This window comes from Nocardia sp. NPDC019395, assembly GCF_040632335.1.
Taxonomy (GTDB): domain Bacteria; phylum Actinomycetota; class Actinomycetes; order Mycobacteriales; family Mycobacteriaceae; genus Nocardia.
Genome location: NZ_JBEYBT010000017.1, coordinates 98,245 through 120,298, shown reverse-complemented (window position 1 = coordinate 120,298; position 22,054 = coordinate 98,245). Strand labels below are relative to the sequence as shown.

Here is a 22,054-nt window from a genome sequence, read left to right as displayed (position 1 = left end):
CCTTGGTCTCGTTCTTCACTCCCGCCGGTCGGTCGCTGCGCTCCCTTCCTCTGGTCGCTCCAGAACGAGACGGGCCCCGAACCACCAAGGTGGACTGGTCGCATGCGGGGAAATGGGGTGGTTTGCATGTGGACTGACGGGTGGTGGGGGATCAAACGCGCGCCCGGGGGCGACGGCAGGAACGGGGTGGGTTGTTTGTGCACAGACGGGTCGTGGGGGATCAAACGCGCCCAGGGGCGACGGGGGTCGGTGGGGGTGTTGGGGTCGGCTACCGCGGTTGTGCTGTGTTTTTTGGGGCTACTGCGGTGTCTGGGTTCGGTTCTCTTTGGGTCTTGGTTTTCAGCGGTCGGGACTCGTGGCTGCGGCGCATGGGCTGCGGTGTGTTGGGGGTGAGGCGGGCGGAGGTGTGACTGCTGAGGGGGCTCGGGCCGGCGATTTCGCGGTCGGGGTGTGCGAAGATAGCGTGATCGTAACCGTTTCACATTCTCGGGACGGGGCTGTGACCGGTGGGTTTGGTGAAAAGGTTGCGATATGGTCACGGGGCGGTAGAGTTACCGTCACAACGGATGCTCAAACGTTACGTTTACCGGGCTCGGGTCTGGATTCGCACGCGGCGTTCGTGAATATGTGACCGGATAGCGAGGACGGACAATGGCGCATCATCGACTAGGCCCCAGATCCATCACCGTTATGAGCCTTATCGGTGACGAGGTTCAGGTCAGCCGGCGCCGCCACCGTGCCGCCGCCACCGCTGCCGAGAAGATCCGGGCCGCCGCTGGGGCCGCTGTCGCCGCGGGCGCGGTTATCGGTACCGCCTCGCAGATCGCTCCGGCCATTGCCTACGCCTCGCCCCTACTGCCCGGTGGTGGTGAGGACGCTGTCGAAGCCGAACCCGCGCCGCCGGCCCCGCAAGCCGTACAGCCCGCCGAGCAGATGGCCGAGGCGGCGCCTGTCGCCGCGCCGAGTCCGGCGCCGGTCCAGGCCGCCGAGATCGCGGCGCCGGCACCGGCGCCCGTGGCGGCGCCCTTCGGTCTGAACAATCTGCCGCCGGAGGTCGCGGCACCGCTGGCCCATGCCGAGCAGACTCTGAAACAACTGCACCAGCAGTTCGCTCCAGCGCCGGTCGTGCGGCCGGTGGCCGGGGCGGTGAGTTCCGGTTACGGCAGTCGCTGGGGCACCACGCATCACGGGATCGATTTCGCCGATACGCTCGGCGCGCCTATCAAATCGGTCGCCGACGGTACGGTGATCGAGGCCGGGCCCGCGTCCGGCTTCGGGCTGTGGGTCCGGGTTCTGCACGACGACGGCACCACGGGCGTCTACGGTCATGTGAACGATATGTATGTCACGCAGGGGCAGCGGGTGAAGGCCGGTGATGTCATCGCCACCGTCGGTAACCGCGGCAATTCCACCGGTCCGCATCTGCACCTGGAGATCTGGGACCAGAACGGTAACAAGGTCGATCCGATGAACTGGATGATCTCGAAGGGGGTGCCGCTGGAGTGGGGACCCTCGCACTGAGTTCCTCGAGCTCACTCGACCGCCCGATCCTCAGCAGCCCCACGGGTCTGCAAGGAGACCTACAACCTCCCGGCATGACCGAACTGGCTGAAATCTTCGAACCCGATTCGATCCACGGCCGCGTCTACGCGGCCCTCGTGCATCGGCCGCGGTCCGGAGTCGTCGATATCGCGCGCCACACCGGAATGCCAGAAGCCGCCGTCGAATCGGCACTGGACGAACTGTGCGGGTTGCGTGCGGTGCTCCGCCTGGTCGATTCCGACGGCACCCCGCGCTGGGACGCGCACGCACCGGAATCGCTGTCGGAGGCCGAAGCCCGGCGGCGCCGCCAGCAGATCAGCACCATGCACGCCGCCGCGGCGCGGCTCAGCGAAACCTTCCGGTCGGTGCGGCGTGCGCAGGGCTGGAACGGTGCGGTGGTGCCCGTGTTCGAACGCGCCGAACTGCTGGCCGATTTCGAGGCCTTGCACGCGGGCGCCGGGACCGGCGTGAAAATGGTGGATCGCAGCCCGCATATCAGCGATGCCGAGCGCGATACCCGGATCACCGACCTGAAACAGGCCCGGATGGCCGAAGGCGTACGGTACCGGATCCTCTACCAGGACACGATCTATCAGGACGCGGACAGGTTGCGGCATACGCTGGCAACCAATGCCCGTGGCGCGCAGGCCCGGACCCTGCCCGATCCGCCGTTCAAACTCATCGTCGCGGATGACGAGCGCGCCAGCCTGGTACTGCACACCGACGAACGCCGGCCCGATCCGATGGCCCTGCGAATCAGCGGGTCGCCGTTATTGGACCTGCTGATCCGCAGTTTCGATGTCCTGTGGACGCTTTCCGCCCCGATCTCGGTACAACCCGCCGCCGACGAACTCGACGAACGCGATCGTGCCATCCTCACCATGATGAGTATGGGTGCGACCGACGATACGATCGCGCGCCGGCTCGGGATGTCGCGACGCACGGTGGTCCGCCGGACAGCCCGGCTGCTCGAGCGGCTCGGCGCCAGCACCCGGTTCCAGGCCGGGGTACAGGCGATACGTCGCGGCTGGCTGTGAACTGACCGCTTATCGAGTGCTGTCGATATGATGGCCGGACCGTGCTCGGCCCGGTCGACACGGCGCGCCACCAGATAGGCACGCGGGGCCGGGTTCTGGTGCGATGCGAGAGGTGAATGCACTCGAATGGAAACTGCCCGCCGTTTTTCTCGTGGCAGTCGCCGGCGCCGCTCGGGTAATCCACCTATCGGCCAACTGCTGACCTCGGCGGTCGAATCGGCCGCGGACGAGGTAGCGCTTCGGTACAACCCGACGGGTGATCCGGCGGATCAGCGGGAAATGACCTACCGGGAAATCGACGGGGCGTCTTCACAATTGGCTCGGGAACTGATCGAACGCGGTATCGGGCCGGGCGATGTGGTGGCGATCGGGATCGCGCGCAGCCCGGCATCGGTGCTCGCGGTATGGGCCGTCGCCAAAACCGGAGCCGCATACGTTGCGATCGATCCCGGCGCCCCGGCCGAGCGGATCGACCATATCGCCACTGATTCCGGGGCAGCGTTCGGACTGACGACCTCGAAGTTCCGGGGCGCGCTCGGCCGGGGTCTCTACTGGATCGAACTCGACGATCCGGTGCAGTCCGACCGGATCGCCCGGCGGTCCCGGCACCCCATCTCCTACACCGACCGGGTCCGGATACTCGACGAGGGGCATCCCGCATACATCGTGTACACACGGGATCCCACCGGCGAACTCAGGGGCGTGGTGATTCCGCACGGCGCGCCGGCCGCGGTTGTCGCGGCGGCGGCCGAGATCTACGGGATCACCAGCGATTCCCGGGTAGCCCACCTCAGCGCGCCGCACCGGGATATCTCGATACTGGAGTTGCTGCTCACCTTCACCTCGGGCGCGACCTTGGTGATCGCCCCGGCGGATATGCCCGGCGGCCGGGACGTGGCGGAATTGGTTCGCCGCGAGCGAGTGACCCATCTGATCACCACTGCGGCAGCGCTGGAACCGCTGGACCCGGCGAGGCTGGATGCTCTCGAGCTCGTCGCCGTCGTGGGCGAGGTGCCCGGCCCCGCGCTTGCCGGGCGCTGGTGCGAACACGATCTCGTTATTTCCTACGGCCACACCGAGGCCGCGACCATCGCGACCGCAAGCGGTCCGGTACTGGCGGGTGGGCCGATCACCCTCGGCGCCGCGGTGAACGGGGCCGGGGTGTTTGTGCTCGATGCCCGGTTGCGTCCGGTGCCCGCGGGCGATGTGGGTGAGCTCTACCTTGCGGGCCCGGCCCTCGCCTCCGGCTACCTGAACCAGTTCGCGCGCACCGCCGAACGATTCGTGGCGGCGCCGTTCGGCGCGGATATCGGTCTGCCGGGCATTCGGATGTATCGAACAGGGGATCTGGTGCGCCGCGTCATGACCCCGTACGGCGCGGAGTTCGAATATCTGGGCCGCGCCGGGGTCCCGGCGGCGGCAGCCGGTTTCCACGGGAGCGTCGTGCCGGCCGAAACGCCGCCGGGGCCCGCCGAGGCGGTCAGCATCGGCTCGGCGGAACTGTCCGGGGACGGTAACGGGGAGGTGCCGCTGACCCCGGTGCTCGCCGAGTACTCGGCGAGTGGCGTGTATCCGGGATTCGCGCAGAGCCTGGCACTGACCTTGCCGGCGGGAATCGACCGCGCCGGCCTGGCAGCGACACTGCGGGCCGTTGTGACCGGGCACGATATGTTGCGGGCACAGCTGGTCGGCGGGGACGGCCGGTACCGGCTCGAAGTGCCCGAATCCGCACCGGCGGCCGGCGCGCTGATCTCCGAGGTCGAGGTGCCGGCGGGCAGCGACCGGGCGGAGCTCGCCGAGATCACGGCCGCGGCCACCGATTCCGCGGTGGCCCAGCTGGATCCGCTGAGCGGGCGGATGATCGCGGCGACCTGGCTGCGCTGCCCGGACGCCCCCGGCACGTTGCTGCTCGCCGTGCATAACTATGTGGTGGACCAGGCGTCCTGGGGCACCATCGTTTCCGATCTGATGGTGGCCTGGTCGCAGGTGGCTGCCGGGGAACGCACCGAACTGCCCGCTGTAGGAACTTCTTTCCGCCGTTGGGCGCATGCCCTGGTCGAGGGGGCGACTGCCCCGGACCGCGAAACCGAACTCGCCTATTGGCGCAAGATTCTGGCCACCCCCGATCCGCTGCTGGGATCCCGCGCACCGGACCCCGCCACCGATACCTGTGCGACGGTGCGCCGGTTCACGGTCGACGTGCCCGCCGGAATCACCGATAAGGTCCTGACGGGGGTGCCGGGCCGGTATCGCACCGGAACCGGCGAACCGCTGCTGGCCGCACTGGCGCTGGCGGTCCGGAACTGGCGTGTCCGGCGCGGGGTGGACGGTGCGGTCACCCGGATCCTGCTGGAAGGTGATGGGCGTGCTGTCGCGGTCATGCCCCGGGCCGATATCGCTCGTACCGTCGGCCGGTTCACCACCGCGTATCCGGTGGCCCTGGACCTGTCCGATATCGATGCCGCCGCGGCGTTGCGGGGTGGTGCGGAAACCGCCGCGCTGGTGCGGTCGGTCCAGGAGCAACTCGCCGCCGTTCCCGAACAGGGCGTCGGTTTCGGTCTGCTGCGGTTGCCGGCGACCGGTGCGATCGCGGAGGAACTCGCGGGTATCCCGGCCCAGATCGGATTCCGCTGCCGCGGGCCCGTCCCGGCCGGTGGTATGCCCGATCGGCTCGGTGATACCGCCTGGTCACCGATCGGCGAACTGGGCGTGGTGACCGAATTCGATCGTGGGATGCCGGTGGAGACGGTGATCGATATCGACGCCGTCGCTCTCCCGGGTGGCGGTATGGCGGTGTCGTTCGCCTACGCCGCAGGTCTCCTCGACGAGTTCGCGGTCCGTGAATTGGCCGACGACTGGCTGGCCGTCGTGCGTGCGCTGGCCCGGCATATGGACGACCCCGCGGCGGGTGGACTCACTCCGGGCGACCCGCCCCCGGTCCGGGACGGTCGGGCCGAACTCGATACCTGGCGTGCGGGCCGGCCGGACCCGGCGGAGGTGCTGCGCGGTGCCCGGCTCACCGAACTGGCCGCGGTGCTCACCCCGCCCGAACAGCCGGAAACCGGGGCCGGCGAACTGGACCTCGTATTCGACCGGGACGAGACGGCCGCGATGGCGGCGTACGCGGCCGACGCCGGTGTCACGGTCGCCACCGTGGCGCAGGCACTGTGGGCGCTGCTGCTGGCCAGCCTGACCGGGCGCACGGATATCGTGTTCGGCGCCGTGGTACCGGATCGCCTGCCGGAATCGGATGCGGCCGACGGGGTGGCCGGCCCGCCCGCCGGCACCATGCCGGTGCGGGTCCGATTCGAGCCCGGCTGGACCGTGCGGGATCTACTCATCCGCATCCAGGCCGAGCAGACCGGCCTGCACGAACGGCACCGTTCGGGACCGGCCGGTATCCCGCACCCGAGGCTCTTCGACACCGTGTTCGCGTACGAGCCGTATCCGATGGCCGCGGTGGACTCGCGCTCGGCGGACGCCGGTGCCGACGGCGACGAGATCGAGGACCCCAACTCGCGGACCTTTGCCCACTACCCGGTGACGCTGGTGGTGGAATCGGGAGATCGATTGCGGATGCGGTTGGGGTACCGCCGCGATATCGTCGCCGAAACCTCCGCGCGGGCGGTATCCGGACTGCTGCGTGCGCTCGTGGGGCAACTGCTGGCGGTGCCCACGCCGGCGCCGGTACCGGACCCCGGCTGGTGGCGCGCGCCCGGCTGGCTCTCCGGCCACGGTGAGTTGCCCGCGGACCGGCCGCGACCGGCCTCCCCGTCCGGGCGTTGCGGGCAGATTTCCCTGGAACTGGGCGATGATCTGTGCGACGCGCTCGATACTGTTGCCGCGCAGCGGGGTACGGATGACTTCACCGTGGTGCAGGCGGCGCTGGCTGTGTTGCTGGCACGGCTGTCGGGAAACCGGGAAACCGCGGTCGGTGCGTTCGCGACCCGTGATTCCGCGGCGGGACTGTCTGTATTGCATACCGAGGTGGATCCGGCCCGCGGTTTCGGGGCCTTGCTGGACATCGCCCGGGAGGTGGGTGCGGCGGCCGGAGCCGCCGGTGAGGGGAGCGAACGGCTCGGCTATCTGATCGATACCGTCCGCACGGTGGCCGGCCGGTCACCCTTCCGGGTAATGCTGTCCGACGAGCACGATCCCAATGAGCTTCCGGAAAAACTGGATCTGCGAGTGGATCTGGTGGATACCGATACCGGGGCCGCGCTCATCTTCACCTACGCTCGCGATCTGTTCGACGCGCCGACCGTGGGTGATCACGCCGACCGGCTGCTGCGGATCCTGACCGCGGTGGCCGCCGATCCGGACGTCACGGTGGGGGATATCGATCTGCTCGCACCCGGGGAACGCGACCTCGTACTACGCGAATGGAACAGCGAAGGTGCCGTGGTACCGGCGGTCACGCTGGTCGATCTGATCGAGGCACAAGCCCGGCTGCGTCCGGCGGCCCCGGCCGTGCGGTTCGGTGAGACCACGCTGAGCTTCGGGGAGTTGCTCGGCCGCGCCAACCGGATTGCGCGCGGGTTGATCGAAGCCGGCGCCGGGCCGGAGACCCTGGTGGCGGTCGCGTTGCCGCGTACCGGGGAACTACCTGTCGCGCTGCTCGGTGTGCTGCTGTCCGGCGCGGGGTACCTGCCGCTGGACACCATGTATCCGCGGCAGCGGCTGGAGTTCATCCTGTCCGACGCTCGCCCGGCCGCCCTGCTGACCATCGGATCGCAGCGGTCCGCGGTGCCCTCCGGTGACCTGCCGGTGCTGCTCGTGGAAGACACCGCGCACCACTCCGCCGCCGCGGTCACCGACGCGGATCGGCGCGCACCGCTGCGATCCGGAAACCTCGCCTATGTCGGCTACACCTCCGGCTCGGCCGGTGCGCCCAAGGCGGTGGGTGTGGTGCACCGCAATGTGGTGGAGCTGTTCGCGAATACCCAGCTGCTGTTCGAATTCGACGAAACCGATGTGTGGACATTGTTCCATTCGTTCGCGTTCGACTTCTCGGTGTGGGAACTGTGGTGCGCGCTGGCCAGTGGCGGGTCGGTAGTGGTGGTGGACCAGGCGGTCGCGCGGTCACCGGAACAGTTCCGCGAGTTGCTGATTCGCGAAGAGGTCACCGTGCTCAACCAGACGCCCTCGGCGTTCTATCGGCTCGACGAGGCGGATCGGGTGGCGCAGGCCGCGGGCGAGGCCGGCGCGCTGTCGCTGCGGTATGTGGTGTTCGGCGGTGAAGCGCTGGATCTCCGCCGGTTGCGGGCCTGGTACGAACGTCACGGCGCGCCCGCCGGCAACGGGGTCGCGGCGCCGTGGCTGGTGAATATGTACGGGATCACCGAAACCACCGTGCACGTTTCGTTCCTGGCCTTGGACGAACCACTGGTGGACCATCCGGCGAGCGTGATCGGCCGGGCGCTGCCGGGCCTGGACGCATTCGTCCTCGACGACCGGCTACAGCCGGCACCGGTCGGGGTACCCGGTGAAATCTATGTGGCGGGTGCCCAACTCGCCCGCGGCTACCTCGGCGAACCCGGTCTGACGGCGACCCGATTCGTGGCCGACCCCTTCGGTGTGCCGGGGGCGCGGATGTACCGGTCGGGGGATATCGGACGCTGGGCCGGGTTCGCCGGCCGGGCCGGCCTCGAATACGCCGGCCGAGCGGATGAGCAGGTGCAATTGCACGGGTTCCGGATAGAGCTCGGCGAAGTCGAGGCGGGGCTCCTGCGTGATCCCGGGGTCGGGCAGGCCGCGGCGGCGCTGCGCGGCGACGGGGCCGAGGGGGACAGGCTCGTGGGTTACGTGGTGCCCGCCACGGATGGAGGCATCGCACCGGACGCGGATCGAGTGCGCGAACGGGCCGGGGAGTTCCTGCCCGCGTATATGGTGCCCGATATCGTCGTCCGGCTCGACTCGCTGCCGTTGACGCCCAACGGGAAACTGGACCGTGCCGCACTGCCGGACCCGGCGGTTGTGAGCCGGATGCCGTACCGGGCCCCGGCCGGCCGGACGCAAACTGTTGTGGCCGAGATATTCGCCGAGCTGCTCGGGACAGAACGGGTCGGTGCTGCCGACGATTTCTTCGCGCTCGGCGGCAACTCGCAGGTGGCGGCCCGGGCGACGGACCGGATCAATACGGCACTGGGGTCCGATATCACGGTAGAAGCGCTGTTCGACGCCTCGACCGTGGCAGGTCTGGCGGCCCGGGTGGTGCCCGGCGCGGGTACGGCCGGGCAACGTCGCGCACTGGATCGAGCCCCCCGACCGGACCGGATTCCGCTGTCGCCGGCCCAGCACCGGATATGGCTGCTCGACCGGGCCGACCCCGAGGCAGCGCACAACGTCGCGCCGGCCATCGGCCTCGCCGGCGCGCTCGACACCTCGGCACTGCGATACGCGCTGTCGGATGTGCTGGAACGGCACGAAATTCTGCGCACCTGTTACCCGGCGGACCCGGACGGGTCGCCGTACCAGGAGATTCTGCCGGTGGCCCAGGTGCTGCGCGGCGGAGTGGAAACCGAAACCACCGAGGACGCGCTCGCCCGGATCGACGAACTGCGCGCTGTAGGTTTCGAGATCCAGAGCGCAGCCCCGATCCGTGGTGTGCTGCTCACCACCGGCGCCGACGAGCACATGCTGGTATTGGTGATGCACCGGATCGTCGCGGACGGAGCGTCGCCGGCGCCGCTGACCCGTGATCTGATGACGGCCTATCTGGCCCGCGTGAACGGAGAATCGCCGCGCTGGTCGCCGCTGCCGGTGCAATACGCGGACTATGCGATCTGGCAGCGCGCGGTGATCGGCGAGGACAGCGACGAGAATTCCGTGGCGGCACAGCAGTTGGAATATTGGCGCGATCAACTACACGGCATGGACAGCGAACCCGCACTGCCGCTGGACCGGCCGCGCCCTGACCAGCCGTCACCAGGCAGTGGCGCAACCGATTTCACGGTCGACGCACAGGTACATCGCGGTCTGGACGCATTGGCCGGCGACCGCGGCGCCACCTTGTTCATGGTGCTGCACGCCGCGGTGAATGTACTGCTGCACCGCCTCACCGGCGCCGGCGATATAGCTATAGGCACCTCGGTGGCCGCCCGCGACGAACCCGGCCTGGCAGATCTGGTCGGCCTGTTCGGCAACACGGTTCTCCTGCGGACCCCGGTTCTACCGGCACAGACCTTCACCGAACTGCTGGACGCGGCCCGGGATACGGATCTGGCGGCCTTCGCCAACGCGGATATTCCGTTCGAGCGGGTCGTCGAGGTTGTGGCGCCCGGGCGAGATATCGTGCGCGACCCACTGTTCGGGGTGCTGCTGTCGTTCCGGAGCGGCGAGCGGATAGCCCTCGAGCTGCCCGGACTCACCGTGCGCGGCCCGGCTCCGGACCCGCCCGCGGCGAACGCCGATCTGTGGATCGATATCGATCCCGGACCCGATACCGGCGCGGCCCCAGGGGAACTCCGGGTCGCGCTGGTCTACGCCACCGATCTGTTCGACGAGGAGACGGTGCGGAGTTTCGGTCGCCGGTTGGCCCGGATCCTCACCGCCGTGGCGGCGAACCCGCGCGTTCGGGTGGGCGATATCCCGATCGACGACGCCGGTAACCACCCGGCGGCCGCACCCGTCGCCGATCCCGCCCAACTACCCGTGGCCACCGCGGGAACGGCACTGGCACAGGCACTCGGCGCCTCCGTGGAAGACGACCCGGCGGGTCCCGCGGTGGTATGGGGCGAGGATGCGGTGACCTACCAGGAACTGGACGAGCGTTCGTCACAACTGGCACGGACGCTGATCGCGCGGGGGTGCGGGCCGGGTTCCGGGGTGGTGACCGCGCTGGAGCGCGGTGTCGACGCAGTAGTGGCGACCTGGGCGGTGCTCAAAGCTGGTGCCGCGCTCGTCCCGGCCGACGCGATCGCGGTGGCCGCGGCGGCAGGACTGGTGGTGGAGCTGGGGCTGACCGTGGCGGCGGCCCCGGAACTGCCGGGGGTGCAATGGCTGACGCTCGGCGATCCCGCGGTGGCCGATACGATCGCCGGACAATCGCCGCGGCCGGTCACCCATATGCATCGGACCCGGCCGCTACGGGGTGCCGACCTCGTCGTGGTGGACGCGACCGGACGCCGGGCCGGTTACGACCAGCTGGCGGCCGCGGTGACCCGGGTGCACAACACCGCCGGCCTGACCTATGAGGCCAGGACCTACCGTTACGGCCGGTGCGACAGCCCGGCAGCGGTGCTGGAGGTCGTGGCGGCCGGTACCGCCGGGGCCTCGATCGTGCTGCTGCCGGACCGCACCCACAGCGCGACGCCGGCCGACGAATGGATCACTCATCTGTGGTCCGATACCGAGGGCCTGGCCGCGCTGGATCCGGTATCGCTGGTCGATCTCACCGCGCTCATCGTGGACGAGAACGCGTCACCCGCGGCGGGCTGGGCCTGGGTCCCCTGCGTGCTCGAACTGCCCACACTCCTGGGCTGAGCCATCCGCTCCCACCGGGCCCGGGGGGTGCCTGCGACGGCCGGCGCTGCGGACGAAGACGATTCGACCGCCGATCCCGGCACTGGATGGTCGAACAGCGGCCGGGGCGGTAACCTGCCGGGTGCCATACCGGGCACCGGCGCATTGTGGCAGGCTGCCTACCATGCCGCGGCCACGGTAGGCGCGGCGGTGAAGTGCGATAGGCAGGCGAGGCGGACAGATGGATGCGGTAGTCGGTCAGCGGTGTGACCACCTCCGGAGGGCGAGGGCGGTATGACGCGGCCAGCCCGGACCCGGCCGCATCGAACCCGGCGGCCCCGTGTGACCACGCTGCCGCAGCTGATCGCCAACGCGGTCGAAACCAATCCCGATGGCGTGGCCCTCGTTCTCGCCGACGGCACCGGCCCGCTGGAGCAGGTCGGTTACGCCGATCTCGACGCCTGGTCCAGCCGGCTGGCCCGAGCGCTGATAGCCCGGGGTATCGGCCCGGAGGATCTGGTCGCCGTAGCGATTCCGCGTTCGCTGGATGCGGTGCTGGCGGTCTGGGCGGTGGCCAAGACCGGTGCCGGGTTCGTCCCGATCGATCCCGCTTATCCGCCGGGGTGGGTCGCGCATCTGCTGGTCGATGCCGGTGCCGTGTTCGGCCTGGCGGTGTCGTGGGTGCGCAACGAACTCCCCGATGAGATCGAATGGCTGCACGTCGACACGGTGGATACGGCCCGTTCGCTGGAGGAGTACTCCGCCGACGCCGTCACCTATGCCGATCGGGTACGCCCATTACGTGCCGACCACCCGGCCTATGTCAGTTATGTCAGCGACGGAGAGACCTCGCCCGACGGTGTCGTGGTGACCCAGGCCGGTCTTTCCGGGCTGTGTGCCGAACAGCAGGGCCGCTACCGGGTCGAACCCGAGGACCGCACGCTGAACTTCGCGCCGATGCCCTCGGATTCGTCGGTGCTGGAACTGCTGCTGGCACTCGGCGGCGCGGCGACAATGGTCGTGGTCTCGCCGCTGGTGTCCCAGGCCGACGAACTGACCGCGCTACTGCGCCGCACCGGAGCGACCCACGCCTATCTGCCCCCGGACGCGCTGCGGTTGATCGAACCGGCCGGACTGGACGAACTGGGTGTGGTGGTCACCGGACGCCGGCCCTGCCCGCCCGAACTGGTGGGGCGCTGGGCGATCCCGGTCGCCGGCGGTTCGGCCCGGTCCCTGTACCAGGGTTACGGTCCGGCCGAGACCACCGTGATGACCAGTATCAGCTCCCCACTGATTCCGGGCGGTCCGCGCACGATCGGCGCACCGATCCGCGGAGTCACGGCCCGCGTGCTGGACGATCGGCTCGCGCCGGTACCCGACGGCGGCGTGGGTGAGTTGTATCTGGGTGGGCCGCAACTGGCCCGCGGCTATCACCGCCGGCCGGGCCGGACGGCGCAACTGCTGGTCGCCGACCCGTTCGCCGACGACGGTTCCCGGCTCTATCGCACCGGTGATCTGGTGCGTCGCTCCGCCGAGGGCGATATGGAATATGTCGGGCGGGTCGCATTACCCGCGCTCGACGGTCCGGGCGCGCCATCGCGACCGAACCGCGACGAGCCCCTTCCGCGGGGTGACGCCGAGCCGGATTCGTGGCCCGGTGAGCCGGTAGCGCAGTCCGCTGATGCTGGTCCGGCACCGATCCCGGCGGCCGGTTCCGCCACAGGATCAGCGGAGGGGCCGCGCGATACCGGCGGTGCAGCGGACCGGTGGCGGGCCGGTGAGCTGCCCGATTACGAACAGAGCCTGCCGATTCGGGATCCGGCGGCAGATCCCGTGACGCCCGATCGCGCAGGCGCCGGGCCGGGCTACGGATACGGCGAGGCCGAGCCGGTTCCCGGCCCGCGCAGTACCCCCGGACGACCTTCCCTGGACGAACTGCACGACAAGGACAGTCGGCTCGCCTCGGAAAAGCGTGACCTCGACCTCCCCGGCCGGGGCTATCTGGAGATGCCGGATCGGCAGCACACGCTGTCCGGTCGCGGTCACCGCGGCGCTGGGAACTCGCTCGACCCGGCATCCGTGGATGGCCCCTCTGCCCCCGGGCTGTCCCAGCGCGCGGACTTCGATTCGCCCGATACCGAGACGCCCGAGCACCCGAGCTTCGATCCGCTCGGGTCCATGGCCGCTGGTTCGCCGGAGCGTACGGATTTCGATTCACCGCGGCGCGCGGCCTCCGGACCTGCCGGCCCACCGTTACCGCCGGAGGATTCGGCTTCCGATGCTTGGCTGAACAGCGGGCGCCGGCTATCCGGCCCCGGGGACGGGCAGCCGGCGCCGATCCCCGCCGATGCCACAGCGTTCTTCGAGAATCCGCAGTCCGCGGAAGTGGACCCGTACCGGCCGTCCGAGCGCAGTGCCCCGGTCGTTCCGGCCCAGCCGCTGCTCAACACGCCGGACCAGGCACCCGTGCTACATCCGGTGGAACCGCAGTTGCCGAGCCGCGCCGGTGGATACGGTTTCGGCGATGGACCCGCTGCCCCGGAGCCACTGTCGCTCGCGACCGCCGGCTCGGCCCGGGCCGCGGCCGTCGAGCCGCCACCCGCGGTGGACCGGCCCGCATCCATTCCGCTGTCGCCCGGACAGCTCCGGCTCTGGGAGCGCAACCAGACCGCGCCCGATACGGCCGCCGAGACGATCACCGCGGCGATGAGCCTGACCGGGACCCTGGACGGCGCGGCCATGCAGGCCGCGGTCGCCGATGTGGTCGACCGGCACGAAACACTGCGTACCGTCTACCCGGCATCCGGCGGGGCACCGCATCAGGTGCTGCTGGACCGGGAACTCGCCGTACCCGAAGTGGTCGCCGAACCGGTGTCCGCGACCGAACTGGCCGGCTGGCTCCATACGCTGTCGCAGACCGATTTCGACGCCGCCGACCCGGAACAGGTGCCGGTCCGGTTCGCGCTGGCCGAATTGGGTCCGCGGGAACACGTCGTCGCGGTGGTGGTCCACCGTATTCTCGCCGACGATGTCTCGGCCGGACTACTGCTGCGGGACCTGTTGCGGGCGTTCCTCGGCCGGCGCAATCGCTCGCGGCCGCTGTGGCAGCCGTTGCCCATCCAGTACCTCGACTATTTCCTGGGGCGCCGGGCCGAGCTCGGCGATATCGCCGACCCGGATTCGCTCGCCGCCCAGCGGCTCGCGTACTGGCGTGACCACCTGGCCGGACTACCCCCGCGGCCGGAGTTCGCGGGGGCGGTACCCCCGGGCGCCACCGGGGAGGGTGCGCACACATTCGATATCGGTACCCGGACCCACCGCCGCATCGCGGAGATCGCCCAACGCGCCGGTACCTCCGAGTTCATCGTGCTGCGTACGGCCTTCGCTGTACTGCTGGCGCGTTCGTCGGGTGTCACCGATATCGTGCTGGGCAGTTCGGTACGTGGCGGCGACGAACGTGAACTCGATGACGCGATCGGGCCCTACGCCAACACCGTGGTCCTGCGTACCCGTATCGACCCGGCCGAATCCTTCTTCGAATTGGTACAGCGGGTCGCGGAATCGGATCGCCGTGCCTTCGCCAACGCGGACCTGCCGTTCGAACTGCTGACTGCGGCGCTCGGCGTCGACGGTCCGTTGTTCGACGTGTCGATCGCACTGCGGCACAACGATATTCCACGTTTGGAAATGCCGAGCCTGGCGACCGAGCCGGTCGAGGTCGCCGGCTCGGCGGCGGGGGCCGGTCTGCGGCTCGTCATCGATCCGCACCGGGCGCCCGACGGTTCCCCGGACGGTATCGCGGCCGCGTTGTATTTCGCCGCGGACCGCATCGGCGGAGTCGCCGTCGCGGAAGTCGCGCGCCGGTTCCAGCGGGTGCTCACCGTCGCCGGCGGCGACCCGGACGGGCCGGTCGGCGATATCGACCTGCTGTCGCGCGCCGACCTGGACCGGCTGCTGGTGGTGTGGAACGACACCCGCTATCCGGTCGCGCCGGAACTGCTGTTGGACGGCTATCGCCGCACCGTCGCGATCCGGCCCGATACCGTCGTCGTGGCAGGTCCGGCATCCGAGCTGACCTATCAGGAATTCGACGCCCGGGTCAACCAGTTGGCGCGCAGGCTCATCGAGGCTGGTGTAGGCGCGGAAACGCCGGTGGGTGTGGCCCTGCGCTGCTCGCCCGATCTGGTGGTGGCGATCTATGCGGTGCTCACCGCGGGCGGGGTCTACCTGCCGCTGGACCCGGACGATCCGGTGCAGTGGAACGCGCAGCTCATCGATACCGTTGTCCCGGCCTGCCTGCTGGTCGAACGGGAGGATGAGACCCGGCTGGCCGCGGCGCTGCGGGTGACCGGGCAGTCCGCTCCCGTGCTCGTCGCCGATACCGGAGATCTCGCGCGGTATTCCGCCGAACCGGTGCGCGCCGAGGAACTGATCCGTCCGGTGCTGCCGGATAACCCGGCCTGGGTGCTGTGTGCGTCGGCCGGCGCGGACGGGCCCGAACTGGCGGTACTCTCGCACGCCGCTCTCAACAACCAGATCGCCCTGATGCTCGCCCAGAATCCGCTGGGATTCACCGATGTGTACCTGCAGCGCAATGCGGCGACGTCCGATACCTCGCTGTGGGGTTTCTTCCTGCCGCTACGTGCCGGTGCCCAGTTGGTGCTGGCCGATCCCGCCGTATCCGGTGATGCCCGGCAGGTCGTCGAAACGATTACCGCGCACGGAGTGACGGTCACCGATTTCGGCCCGGCCCAGCTGGCAGCCTTCGCCGACCTGGTCGAACCCGGCCGTGTCACGAGTCTGCGCGAGATCTTCGTGACGGGGGAACCGCTGTCGCCGGATACCGTTACCGCCCTGCGTACCCGGTGCGGTGCCCGGGTGCACAACCTGTACGGGACCTGCGAGACCGCGGTCTCGGCGACCTCCTGGCCGGCCGCGGGATCGGCGGAACGGTCGGTGCCGATCGGCCTGCCGCAGTGGAATACCCGGGTGTACGTGCTGGACTCGCGGCTGCGGCCGGTGCCACCGGGGGTGCCCGGTGAGCTGTATATCGCCGGTGATCAGTTGTCCCGTGGCTACGTGCGCCGGTCGGCGCTGACCGCGGACCGGTTCGTGGCCAACCCCTTCGGATACGGCCAGCGGATGTATCGCACCGGTGATCTGGTGCTGTGGCGCGATGCCACCGCCAGCACACCGCAGCGTCTGGACCTGCTGGGCCGGTCCGACGGCCAACTCCGGTTCCGCGGGCATCGCATCCGGCCGGATGCGATCGCGGCGCTCCTGGAAACCCTGCCGGATATCGCCGCGGCCGCCGTACTGCCGCGAACCTCCACCGAGGGAGTCGATCCGACCACACCGGGGGGCCGGTTGGTCGCTTATCTGGTGCCCGGACAGGACGCGGACGATCCGGACCTCGGCCGCGTCCGTGCGGCGCTCGCCGGGCTGCTACCGGCGTCGCTGGTACCGGCGGCGTACCAGGTGGTCGAGCGTATTCCGGTGGACACCGCCGGCGAACCCGACCGCTCCCTGCTGCCGGATCCCGACGAGGTGCCGGTGCTCCCACCCGCCCCGGAACGGGCGCCGGAGGATCTCGCGGCGGTCACCGGTACCGGTGACCACGACGGTGATACCGAGTTGGCCGGTGATGCGGACGACCGTGATCACGCGGGCGTTTCCCTCGCGGAAGCGCGGGCCCCTCATACGGAGGCCGAAGCGGTGTCCTCGGAAGACCCGGCACCGCCGCAGGCCGCCGCCGACAGCGAGACATCGAGCGGCGCCGAAGTCTCCGGCGAGCTACCCGCGACACCCACCGCGATCCGGCTGCTCGGCAATCCGCTGCCCGGGGTAGAGGTCCGGTCGGTCGTACTGGATCTGCCCGCCGATCAGCCGCTGGATCGGACCGAAGCGGTGGTGCGGGCACTGGTTGGCAGGCATCCGATGTTGTCGGCCCGCCTCGACAGCAGTGACCAGAACCCCACACTGTGGATACCGCCCCGCGACCAGCGGGGCAGCCGGCAGTACTGGTGGCTCGGCCCCGAAACCGGCGAGAACACCGTGGCCACCGACGATGTGGTGCAGGCGGCCGCCGACGCCCTCGATCCGGCGACCGGCCGCAATATCCATTTCGTGGTCACCGGATCCGAATCCGCTCGGCGGCTCGTGGTCGTGGCGAACGGACTCGTGGTCGACGACCGGTCCTGGCGCGTCCTGGTCGACGAGCTGATCGCCGGTGACACCACCCCCGCGGTACCGGAATCCCGGCTGCCGCAGCTCGTGCAGGCACTGGACCAGCGTGCCCGGTCCATCGACCTCCTGGACGAGGCGGGCTGGTGGCGCCGGAACCTGGCGAGCGCCCGGACCGCGGCACCCATGGGCGCGGTCGATCTCCGGCCTCGCCGCCGCGTATCGCTGGCCATCACCGCCGAAGGCACCTCGGCGGTGACGGTCGCGGCCGACGCCTATGCGGCCACCGTGCCCGAGGTACTGCTGACGGCCGTCGCGATAGCGATGCGCACCGGCCGGCACGGAGCGGTGGCTGCGGCACTGGGATCGCTGGTGCGCTGCGATGCCGACGCCCGCACCCTGGTGGGTCGCGGGGACAACGTGGTCGGCGGATTCGCCACCGAATACCCGCTGTCGGTGCAGATAGCCGATCTCGATACCGACGACGCCTTGGTCGGCGGTCCGGCGGCGGGTGTCGCGCTCACCCAGATCCGTGATCTCGTGCGTTCGGTACCCGGTGAGGGTGCCGGGTACGCGCTGCTGCGCTACCTGAACGCCGAGACCTCGGCCGAATTCGCCGCCGCCGACTCGGGCCGGTTCACGCTGCGTTATCGCGATCTACGCCCCGCCCGTGTACACACCGACGGCCCCGCCGACGGTGTACCGCTGTCGCTTACGGTCGACGTCACCGACGAGGGCCTGCTGTGCCGCTTCGACTACGCGACCGGGGTTTTCGTCGGCGAAGACGTGAAAACCTTCGCCGAGCACTGGGTTCGCGCGCTGGGCGGCCTCGCCGAACACGGCCTCCGTCCGAGGGCCACGCCGGAGCCGGTGCCCGCTTCCGAGAGCGGAGCATCGGCCGCCGCGGATCCGCACCCCGGTCCGCGGCAGGTTGCCGAGCCCGCACCGCGGCCGGACTCGGGCCCGCCGGCCGGTCGCGAGACAACATGGTCGCCGTCCGATCCGGGGCCGCTGCCCGATCGGCGCCCGTCCGAACCCGAAGCGCCGGTGGATCGAACGCCTCCGGCCGCCCAGGAGTTGCCCGGCCGGGATCCGTTGTCCGGTCCGGAGACGCTCGGCGATCCGCCGAACCCGGCGGATTTCTCGCTCTCGGACGCGGAGAAAACCTCGTTGCTGCGGCCGGTCACCGATGCGCAGCGGTCCGGCCCGGATATTCCGGGACTGCCGCAACGTCGGACGCGGGCGACCGAGCAGCCGGGCCCGAGTCCGGAAGCGGCCGGCCCCGCCGCCACCGGTCTTCCGCAGCGGCGGGCCGGGTCCGAGAACGGTGACCGATCGCCGGAATCTCACGCCGACCACGTTCCCGGCGGTTCCGCTTCGGCAGGCGCGAAGTTGCCGCGGCGCCGTCCGGAAGCCACCGAGCGGCCGGCGGACACCTGGGATCAGGGTCGCGAGGCAACCGCATCCGGTCCGGGCGGGCTGCCGCGGCGACAGCCTCGGTCCGAGGACGGCCACCGATCGGCCGAATCTCCCGCGGAGCCTGTTCCCGGAATCTCCGGCGCGGGTGTTCCGGGGCTGCCGCAGCGTCGCCCCCGGGTCGCCGAGCCGCCGAACGGCCGGGATCAGCAGCTCGATGCGGCCGCGTCTGCCCCGAGCGAGCTGCCGCGGCGGCGCGGGTACCCGGGTGATTCGCCATCGCCTGGCTCCTTCGGCGATCCCGCCTCCGACGCTTCCGGGCCGGATGGTCCGGGCTTGCCGCAACGGTCGCCGGTTCCGCCCGCCGAGTCCGCTCCGGCCGGGGGCGAGCAGGATTCGGAGGCGCCTCGGGAAGCCGTTCCGAGTGTGCTGCCGCAGCGCCGCCCGCTTTCCGCCGAACAGCCGGAGCCGTTGCGGCATACGCCGGAGGCACCGCCGGCGCCGCTACCGCAGCGTCGGCCGGCCGCTTCGGAACCGGCCGCCGTAGCGCCTCCGCTGCCGCAGCGGCGGCCCGAGCCCGCGCCGGAACCGCGGATGGCTTCGGAATCCGCCGAACCCGCCCCGGGAAACTCCGAATCGCGGCCGGAACCGATCCGCGAGGCGGAGCCGGACAGCACCGCCGATCCGGAGCCGACCACTTTCCTGCGTCCGGTCACCGATGTGGAGACCACCGCGTATCTGTCGCCGATCCTCGATATCGGGTCGCGTGACGACGCCGGCACCCTGCTGTCGCTGTTCGACGATCAGGTGGAGCGCACCCCGGCGGTTCCGGCGGTCCGGCAGGGCGCGCGATTGCTCAGCTATGCCGAACTGGACCGGAAGTCCCGCGCCCTGTCGGTGGAGCTGATCCGGTTCGGTGTCGGTGCCCAGACCCCGGTCGCGGTGGCGATGCGCCCCGGAATCGATCTTGTGGTCGCCGTCTGTGCGGTACTGCGCGCCGGCGGTGCGTACGTACCCGTGGATCCGGGCCGCCCGGCCGGCGAACTCGACGGAGTACTGGCCTCGGCCGCGCCGATCTGTGTACTGAGCATCTCCGACGACGGTGTGACAACCGGTACCGGTATCCCGGTCGTGGCGATCGACCTGCTCTACCTGGACCTGCCGACCGATCCGGCCGCCGACCCGGTTGTATCCGCCGACGATATCGCCGATATCCGTTACCTCCCGGAGACCGACGCCGGCGTTGCCGGCACCCACCGCCAGCTGGTCGAACGGCTGCGCCGGGCCCAGCGCAGCCATCCGTACGACTCGGATGACCTGGTATTGCACGCGGCGCCCACGATCGGCGATATCACCCTGTGGGAGCTGTTCCGGCCGCTGCACAGCGGCGCGCAGATCCTGATGCCCGACCACCCGGGACGGGCCGCCGACCTGTCGCGCTCGATCGCCGCTCACAAAGTGACGATCGTGCACGTCGTACCGGCGCTGCTGGAGCGTTTCCTGGATTCGGTATCCGACGGTGGTGGCCGGGCCGCGCATCCGAGTCTGCGGCGGGTGGTCGTGGACGGCGCCGCCCTGCCGCCGGGTGGGGTGGAGCGGTTCATGGCCCTGTTGCCCGGCGCCGAGCTGGTTATCTGGTACGGACACAACGAGACCGGTGTCATCACGGTGGGGTCCGTCGGCGGGCGGCCGGTCACCAACGATCGGGTGTATCTGCTCGACGAACGGTTGCGCCCGGTACCGCCGGGCTCGGCCGGTGAGATGTATATCGGCGGACCACAGCTGGCCCGCGGATACTACGACGCGCCCGGATCGACCGCCGGACGGTTCGTCGCCTCGGCCGGTGGCGGCCGGCTGTACCGCACCGGTGATATCGTCCGGCGCCGCGACGGTGTCCTCGAATACCTGGGCCGAGTCGAGCGTCACGGCGGGTCGCTGACGGTCGGGGCACGCCGCGGCGGGCATGATTGAGCGCGACCGGCGCTGTTCGGCGCCACCACATCCGTTATTCTGCGTGCTGAATCGGCACAGCATGCGAGGCCGGGACGAGACCTTCGGGCAACGCTGCGGTAACGATATGTCCACGCGGCACGACTACACAGGCGACGGAACCTCCGGGGCGGCCCACTCGTGCCCGGTGGCTGTGAGGCGTTCGGGTCCAGGAGCCTGTCGGTGTGTGGAGAGAGCCCGAATGAAGATTCGAGACGAAGCGAAGGTGCGAAATTGATACGTCGACTCAGCCGGCGGGGCGGAAGTCGTGCCGCGGCGATGGTCGCGGCCACAGCGGTGCTCGCCGGAATGATGACGGGCCTCGGCGGTAGCACGGCCGCGGCCGACCCGATCATCGAGTCCAAGACCTTGCTCGCCGACCCCACCTCACCCAACGGGTCGCGCATCGTCAAGGCCGAGTACAAAGACGACCGCAACCTGCGCTTGTACGTGCACTCCACGGCGATGGACAAAGATATCGTCGTCGATGTCCAGCGTCCGGCCGACACCTCGGTGCCCCGGCCCGCGCTGTACCTGCTCAACGGTGCCGGCGGTGGTGAGGATTCGGCGTCGTGGCAGGCCCAGACCAATACTCTCGACTTCCTGTCCGATAAGAACGTGAACGTCATCCAGCCCATCGGTGGTAGCTGGAGCTACTACACGGACTGGATCAAGGACGATCCGGCGCTCGGCCGCAACAAGTGGAAGACGTTCTTCACCGAGGAACTCCCGCCGCTGGTCGACGGCGCGCTCGGCACCAACGGCCTGAACGCGATCTCCGGCCTGTCGACCTCCGGAACCACCGTATTGGCGCTTCCGATCGCGAAGCCCGGGCTGTACAAGGCGGCCGCGGCGTACAGCGGTTGCGCGCAGACCAGCGACCCGGTCGGTTCGGAGTTCGTGGGTCTCACCGTCAACGTGTGGGGCGGCGGCAATACCGACAACATGTGGGGCCCGAAGGGTTCGCCGGCGTGGGTCGAGAACGATCCGTACGTGAACGCCGAAGGCCTGCGCGGTCTGGACCTCTACGTATCGACCGGTAACGGACTGCCCGGCAAGTGGGACACCCTGAACGGCCCGCACACCCTCCCCGGTGCTTACGGTCTGGCCAACCAGGTCATCGTCGGCGGCGTCATCGAAGCGGGTACCAACTTCTGTACCCACAACCTGAAGACCCGCCTCGACTCCCTGGGCATCCCAGCCACCTTCAACTTCCGCGATTCCGGTACCCATTCCTGGGGCTACTGGGAAGACGAGTTCCGGGCTTCGTGGCCGGTGCTCGCCCGCGGCATGCAGCTGTGAGGTAGCACTACCGTAATGAGTGGCGGGGCGGGGCGCGGGACGGGCCGCCCACAAATTTTGGGGGGGGTAACGCCCCCCCACACACCCGCCAACACCGTTGGGGATGCCAGCAGGGCGGGGGC

The 22,054-nt window shown here is 69.9% G+C and carries 5 protein-coding genes; all 5 read left to right on the top strand.

Translation table 11 applies throughout. The annotated features are described in order from the left end of the window. Positions 1-690 precede the first annotated feature (690 nt). The 5 genes from ABZ827_RS26565 to ABZ827_RS26545 all read left to right on the top strand — a co-directional run bounded on the left by ABZ827_RS26565 (position 691) and on the right by ABZ827_RS26545 (position 21,932). Positions 691-1,521 (top strand): M23 family metallopeptidase, encoded by an 831-nt coding sequence (locus ABZ827_RS26565; protein WP_357242041.1) that lies wholly within the window; start codon positions 691-693, stop codon positions 1,519-1,521. A gap of 74 nt (positions 1,522-1,595) precedes the next feature. After that, the gene (locus tag ABZ827_RS26560; RefSeq protein WP_357242038.1) at positions 1,596-2,579 is read left to right on the top strand and encodes a LuxR C-terminal-related transcriptional regulator; all 984 of its coding nucleotides are present in this window, start codon (positions 1,596-1,598) and stop codon (positions 2,577-2,579) included. Between the two features lie 126 nt (positions 2,580-2,705). After that, positions 2,706-11,063, top strand: a complete 8,358-nt coding sequence (locus ABZ827_RS26555) for an amino acid adenylation domain-containing protein (RefSeq protein ID WP_357242035.1) — start codon at positions 2,706-2,708, stop codon at positions 11,061-11,063. Positions 11,064-11,384: 321 nt separating this feature from the next. After that, on the top strand, positions 11,385-20,612 hold the full coding sequence (locus tag ABZ827_RS26550; RefSeq protein WP_357242032.1) for an AMP-binding protein: 9,228 nt from the start codon (positions 11,385-11,387) through the stop codon (positions 20,610-20,612). Positions 20,613-20,909: 297 nt separating this feature from the next. Further along, positions 20,910-21,932 (top strand): alpha/beta hydrolase family protein, encoded by a 1,023-nt coding sequence (locus ABZ827_RS26545; RefSeq protein ID WP_357242052.1) that lies wholly within the window; start codon positions 20,910-20,912, stop codon positions 21,930-21,932. Positions 21,933-22,054 lie beyond the last annotated feature (122 nt).

What these genes read in the sequence shown, in the direction of transcription:
- ABZ827_RS26545 (WP_357242052.1), top strand. Translation starts at nt 20,910, where the DNA reads ATGGTCGCGGCCACAGCGGTGCTCGCCGGAATGATGACGGGCCTCGGC.
- ABZ827_RS26565 (WP_357242041.1), top strand. Translation starts at nt 691, where the DNA reads ATGAGCCTTATCGGTGACGAGGTTCAGGTCAGCCGGCGCCGCCACCGT.
- ABZ827_RS26555 (WP_357242035.1), top strand. Translation starts at nt 2,706, where the DNA reads ATGGAAACTGCCCGCCGTTTTTCTCGTGGCAGTCGCCGGCGCCGCTCG.
- ABZ827_RS26560 (WP_357242038.1), top strand. Translation starts at nt 1,596, where the DNA reads ATGACCGAACTGGCTGAAATCTTCGAACCCGATTCGATCCACGGCCGC.